6 protein-coding genes are annotated in these 5749 nt (G+C 71.3%); 4 read left to right on the top strand and 2 right to left on the bottom strand.

Features of this window, described 5'->3' with window-relative positions; genetic code table 11:
- The 3 genes from DKL51_RS02190 to DKL51_RS02200 all read left to right on the top strand — a co-directional run.
- The coding region (locus DKL51_RS02190; protein ID WP_185734675.1) for an MFS transporter at positions 1–983 on the top strand (983 nt) is incomplete at its 5' end.
- Between the two features lie 129 nt (positions 984–1112).
- On the top strand, positions 1113–2285 hold the full coding sequence (locus DKL51_RS02195) for a 4-hydroxybenzoate 3-monooxygenase (RefSeq protein ID WP_109944811.1): 1173 nt from the start codon (positions 1113–1115) through the stop codon (positions 2283–2285).
- A gap of 74 nt (positions 2286–2359) precedes the next feature.
- A complete protein-coding gene (locus DKL51_RS02200; RefSeq protein WP_109944810.1) occupies positions 2360–2827 on the top strand; it encodes a hypothetical protein in 468 nt (155 codons plus the stop codon).
- Between the two features lie 364 nt (positions 2828–3191).
- On the opposite strand, the gene DKL51_RS02205 is transcribed toward DKL51_RS02200, so the two are convergent.
- On the bottom strand, positions 3192–3815 hold the full coding sequence (locus tag DKL51_RS02205; RefSeq protein WP_109944809.1) for a TetR/AcrR family transcriptional regulator: 624 nt from the start codon (positions 3813–3815) through the stop codon (positions 3192–3194).
- A 121-nt stretch (positions 3816–3936) separates the two neighbouring features.
- Between DKL51_RS02205 and DKL51_RS02210 the strand changes: the two genes are divergently transcribed.
- A complete protein-coding gene (locus DKL51_RS02210; protein WP_311768022.1) occupies positions 3937–4320 on the top strand; it encodes a MaoC family dehydratase in 384 nt (127 codons plus the stop codon).
- Between the two features lie 120 nt (positions 4321–4440).
- Here the strand turns inward: DKL51_RS02210 and DKL51_RS02215 are convergent, their stop codons facing one another.
- On the bottom strand, positions 4441–5712 hold the full coding sequence (locus DKL51_RS02215) for an ABC transporter substrate-binding protein (RefSeq protein ID WP_109944808.1): 1272 nt from the start codon (positions 5710–5712) through the stop codon (positions 4441–4443).
- Positions 5713–5749: the final 37 nt, after the last annotated feature.

A 5749-nucleotide genomic window follows, 5' to 3' on the forward strand; every position in this document is an offset into this window, starting at 1 on the left:
GGCTGCTCTCCCCCTTCGCGGCCCTGCTGGGCCGGCGGATCGGCATCGAGGCAGCCCTGCTGCTGGCGCTGCTCGGCATCGTCGCCGGCAGCCTGGTCCGGGCGGTGCCGGGCTTCTGGTGGGTGGTGGCCGGCACGGTGGCGGTGGGCGCCGGGATCACGGTCGGCAACGTGCTGGTGCCCAGCATCGTCAAGCAGGACTTCCCCGACCGGCAGGGGCCGGTGACCGCCCTGACCACGGCGGCGCTGACCGGCGGCGCCGCCCTCGCCGCCGCGGTGACCGCCCCGTTGGCGCACGCCGGACTCGGCTGGCGCGGCGCCCTGCTCCTGGTGGGCGGCCTCGCCGCCGTCGCGGCGGTCGTCTGGCTGCCGCAGCTGCGACACCGGCACGTCGCCCCGATAGTGCGGCTGGGCGGGACCGCCGTGCTGCGCTCCCCGATCACCTGGCAGCTCGCGGTGTTCATGGGCATGCAGTCGTTGACCTACTACGCGGTGCTCGCCTGGCTGCCCACGCTGCTGCGGGACGGGGGTGTCTCCGTCGCCGGCGCAGGCTGGGCGCTCGCGCTGTTCAACCTGCTCGGCATCGCGACGGCGGTGGCGGCACCGGCGCTGGCTGCCCAGCGGCGCGACCAGCGGGGGCTCGCCCTCCTCGCCTGCGCCACCTGGGCGGTGGGCCTGCTCGGCCTGCTCCTGGCACCCTCGCTCTACCTGCTCTGGACGACGCTGGCCGGCCTGGCGCAGGGCGCCGGCATCGGCCTGGCGCTGGCGCTGCTCGTCCTCCGGGCCCGTACGCCGGACTCGGCGCGCGACCTCTCCGGGGCGGTCCAGTCGGTCGGCTACCTGCTCGGCTCGACCGGACCGGTGGTGCTCGGCGTGCTGCACGACGCCTCCGACGGCTGGACGGTCCCACTCGTCGCGCTCTGCCTGGCGATCGCGCTGATGGCCGTGGCCGCCCTCGGCGCCGGGCGTAACCGGCAGGTCTGACCGGGGGCGGGTCCGCGGCGCCGGTGGTTCCGGGCCTTCCACTGGACGGAAATCGGGAGCGGCGCCCGGCCGTCGGATCCGGCAGGCTGACGGGGCGGAGGACGACGACGCGGGCAGAAGGAGACAGTAATGCGTACCCAGGTCGGCATCGTCGGTGCGGGACCGGCGGGACTCATGCTCTCGCACCTGCTGCACTGGCACGGCATCGACTCCGTGGTGCTCGAGTGCCGCAGCCGGGAGTACGTGGAGCACCGGGTCCGGGCCGGGGTGCTCGAACAGGGCTCGGTCGACCTGCTCTGCCGGACCGGGCTGGGTGAGCGGCTGCAGCGGGAGGGGATGCGGCACGAAGGCATCGAGCTGCGCTTCGACGGCGAGTCGCACCGGGTGCCGCTGACCGAGCTGACCGGCCGGGCGATCACCGTCTACGGGCAGCAGGAGGTGGTCAAGGACCTGATCGCCGCCCGCCTCGACGCCGGCGGTCAGATCCTCTTCGACGTGGACGACGTACGGCTCGACGGCCTCGACACCGACTCCCCGGTCATCCGGTTCCGCCGGGACGGGCGGGAGGAGGAGCTGCACTGCGACTTCGTCGCCGGCTGCGACGGCTTCCACGGGGTGAGCCGGGGGTCGGTGCCCGACGGGGTGCTGACCACGTACGAGCGGACGTATCCGTTCGCCTGGCTGGGGATCCTCGCCGCCGCCCCGCCCGCGGTCGACGAGCTGATCTACGCCCGCACCGAGCGCGGCTTCGCCCTCTACAGCCTCCGCTCGCCGGAGATCTCCCGCCTCTACCTGCAGGTCGCCCCGGACGAGGACATCGCCGACTGGCCGGACGAGCGGATCTGGGCGGAGCTGCGGGCCCGGCTGGAGACGGTGCCGGGCTGGTCGCTCAACGAGGGGCCGATCCTGGAGAAGGGCATCACCCCGATGCGCAGCTTCGTGGTCGAGCCGATGCAGTGGGAGCGGCTGTACCTGGCCGGCGACGCCGTGCACATCGTCCCGCCGACCGGGGCGAAGGGCATGAACCTGGCGCTCGCCGATGTGGCGCTGCTCGGCGACGCGTTCGCCGCCTGGTACGGCGAGGGGCGGACCGATCTGCTGGCGAACTACTCCCGCACCGCGCTGCGCCGGGTCTGGCGGGCCCAGCACTTCTCCTGGTGGATGACCTCGATGCTGCACCGCCTCGACGGCGAGGACGCGTACGAGGCGAAGCTGCAGTCATCCACGCTGCGGTACGTGGCGACCTCCCGGGCGTATGCGAGCAGCCTGGCGGAGAACTACGTCGGCCTGCCGGAGGTGTAACAGCTTCACGTTCTGTTGGGTAATCCGTCACTCAGGGGTGTCCTGACGGCTCCCCCTGCCCCTACGATGCGGCCATGGACCACACCCCCGAAGAACGGTCCGTCGCCGTGGACTGGACGCCCCCGCAACGGCCCAGCTGCTCCTGTGCGGAGCACCACGACGACCTGACCGACCTGCTCCTGCCGGTGACCGAGCCCGGCGCCGATGCCCTGACCGTCCGGGATCTCGTCGCGGCCCGCCGGATCGGCGCCGAACCGGTCGCGCTCGGCGACCGCTGGTGGGAGCTGCACGACGAGACTGACACCGGACCCGACCGCATCGGCCCGTTCCACTGGGCACTGCGGGTGGGCGACGAGACCCGGCGCTGTTACCACGACGATGCGGAGCTCACCCTCGACCAGGCGCTGCTCGCCCAGCCGGGGGTGCAGCTCGTCGAGTGGATGGACCGCGAGGCGTTCCTGGTCGGCGCACCCACCCTCTGCGCCAGCGGGGTGGTGGCCACCGCCGCGCGCGCCCTGGCCGACCCGCGAGTACGCCGGTAGCTGACCCCGGAGGATTGCCAGCTGCTGCCGGCGGAGTAGGCGCTGACGCGTTTAAGTCCACTGTGGTGATAGAGTGACTGCCGCCGGGCGGGCGATAGCCAAGCTCGTCCGGCAGGCAAGGCTCCTGCGGCGGCAGGTTAAAGGCGCCATCTTGATCGGTACCGGGAGTGCTTCGGGAACCGGACCCCGAGGGGTCGAACGGACGCGGAGACTGTGTAAGTCCAGCACCTTCGCTGGCGATGGTCGCTGAAGCGTCAACCTCGCACCGCGTAAGCGGGTAGGACGAGGAGCGTCCGGTGGTAACGCCGGACTGCGAGTGGATGAGCTGACTCATGCTCGCCCCCTCGCAACGGCACCTGGTCGGTCACCGCAGGCCGGCGGCGATGGCGTCGACGAGCAGTGCGCCGAGGGTCCGCGTCATGACGGCCCGGGCCGTCTCCACGTCGAGGCCCATTGCATCGCGCATCATCGACCAGGCCGACCAGGTGCTCGCCACCGTCAGTGCGTCCAGCAGCTGCCCGCGCCCCCGCCCCGCGCCCGCCAGCTCCTGACCGAACACCTTCTCGATCTCGCTGCGCACCCGGTCGATGTTCGCTTCCCGGTTACGGCGCAACTGGGGCGAGAAGGGCTCGCGCAGGGCGGAGGCGCGGGCCGAGGGCGCCAACTCCTCCAGCATCTGAGCGCGTTGGGCGCAGAACTCGTCGACCCGCCGGCTGAGCGGCGACTCCACCGGGATCGGGCGGAACAGCGCCTCCTGCCGCTCGCTCACCCGCTGCCCGGTCGCCGCGAAGAGGGTTTCCATGTCCTTGAAGTTGGTCCAGAGGGTGCGGAGCGAGACACCCGCTCGTTCGGCGATGCGCTCTCCGGTGGGCTTGAGATCCCCCTCGTCGATGAGCGTCAGGTGCGCCTCGACGATCGCGTTGCGGGTGCGCTCGGCCCGGGCCGCCCGCCCGTCCATCCGAGCCGGCGCTTCGTACGTATCGGTCATGTCGGGTCCCCTGTCGGTGCGGCCGGCCCCTGCCGGAGCTGGTCGGGCGTCGTTGACACGACGAGCCGAGAATATGCACGCTACGTGCAGCGACTGGACGGCCGGCCGGGAGGTTCGACAGATGGGGGTGTTCAGCGGTCCCGACGAGCTCACCAAGGCGGTCGGTGACCACCTCGGGTACAGCGACTGGCACGTGGTCGACCAGGCGCAGGTCGACGCGTTCGCGGAGGCGACCGGGGACCGGCAGTGGATCCACGTGGACCCCGAGCGGGCGAAGGACGGGCCGTTCGGTGGCACCATCGGCCATGGCTACCTGATGCTGTCGCTGATTCCGGCGTTGGCCGCGGAGGTCTACCGGATCGACGGCGTGCGCATGGGCGTCAACTACGGGCTGGACAAGGTCCGCTTCCCCGCCCCGCTGCCCACCGGCAGCCGGGTGCGTGCCGGGGTCAGCGTGGTCAGCGTCGAGCCGGTCCAGGGCGTCTCCAAATCGCCAACAAGGTGACCCTGGAACGCGAGGGCGGCGAGAAGCTCTGCTGCGTCGCCCTGGACGCTGGCCCGTTTCTCCTTCTGAGCCGGGGGCGGGCCGCCACGCCGCTGTGGTGGCCCACCCCCGCGCCACGGGTCAGGTGGTCGGGATCGCGTCCGCCGGCGGGGCGGTCGGCGGTTCGCTGTGCTCCGTCACCTCGCCGTCGCCGTCGTCGGTGACGAAGGTCGGGCCGAAGTACATCTGCGCGCCGTTCTGCACCTTGTTCAGCCGGACGCCGCTGTAGCCGGCGTGCACGTCCCCGCTGTACCGGAACGGCGTCAGGCCGGGCCCCTTGAAGCCGCCCTTCTCCACCGCGTCGACCAGCTTCTCGCGGGTGAGGTCCTTGCCGGCCGCCTGGAGCACCTGCACGAAGGTGTACGCCATGGAGTAGCCGTAGACGGCGTTGCCGTCGAGTGGGTTGGCGGCGTTGTACTGCTGGTGGATCTTGCCGAACGCCTGGACCCACGGGTCGCTCGCGTCGCCGGCCATCGGCAGATAGTTGTCGGCGATCATGCCCTCCAGGATGGCCTTCTTGTCACCGAGCTGCTTCGACAGCGTGGTGTAGTCGGCACCCACGTTGGACACGATCCACTGTGCCTTGAAGCCCTGGGCGGCGGCCTGCCCCATGGCCAGCGCGGTGAAGCCGGGGATGGATGCGGAGATGATCACCTCGCAGCCGGCCGCCTTCAGTGCGCCGATCGCCGGCCCGACCTGCTGGTTGGTGGTGGTGTAGGTCTGCTTGGCCGCCACCGGCCCGAGGACCTTCTCGACGCCGGCGAGCGAGTCGCGGCCGAAGTCGTCGTTCTGGCCGAAGTGGCACACCTTCTTCCCCGCGAACTCCTTCTTCACGAAGGTGGCGAGGATCTTGCCCTCCACGGTGTAATCGGGCTGCCAGCCGAAGGTGGTCGGGTACTTGTCGGGCTGGTTCCAGTTCCGGCTGCCGGAGGCGACGAAGAGGTCCGGCACCTTCTGGGCCTTGATGAACTCGAGCACGTTGGTGTGGGTAGGGGTGCCGAGCCCGCCGAGGAGCGCGAAGACCTTGTCGTCGAGGACGAGCTTGCGCACGACGTTGTCGGTGTTGGCGGGGTTGTAGCCGTCGTCCATCACCTTGTAGACGATCTTGCGGCCGTTCACCCCGCCCTTGCTGTTGACGTGCTCGAAGTACGCCTTCACGGCGGCGGAGATTCTCGAGTAGCCGGGGGCGGCGGGCCCGGTGAGGGGCTGGTGGGTGCCGATGACGACCTCGGTGCCGGTGACGCCGGGGACGTTCTCGGCCGCCTTCTGCTCGTCGTTGGCGCAGGCCGCCGCGCCGACCAGCAGCGCGACGCCGGCAGCAGCCGCGAGACCGCGGCGTGCGATGGGATGCATGGTTCTCCTGTCAAGTGCGACGGTGGGACGGGTGGGT

Origin of the sequence: Micromonospora globispora (assembly GCF_003857015.1) — a bacterium.
Taxonomy (GTDB): Bacteria; Actinomycetota; Actinomycetes; order Mycobacteriales; family Micromonosporaceae; genus Micromonospora; species Micromonospora globispora.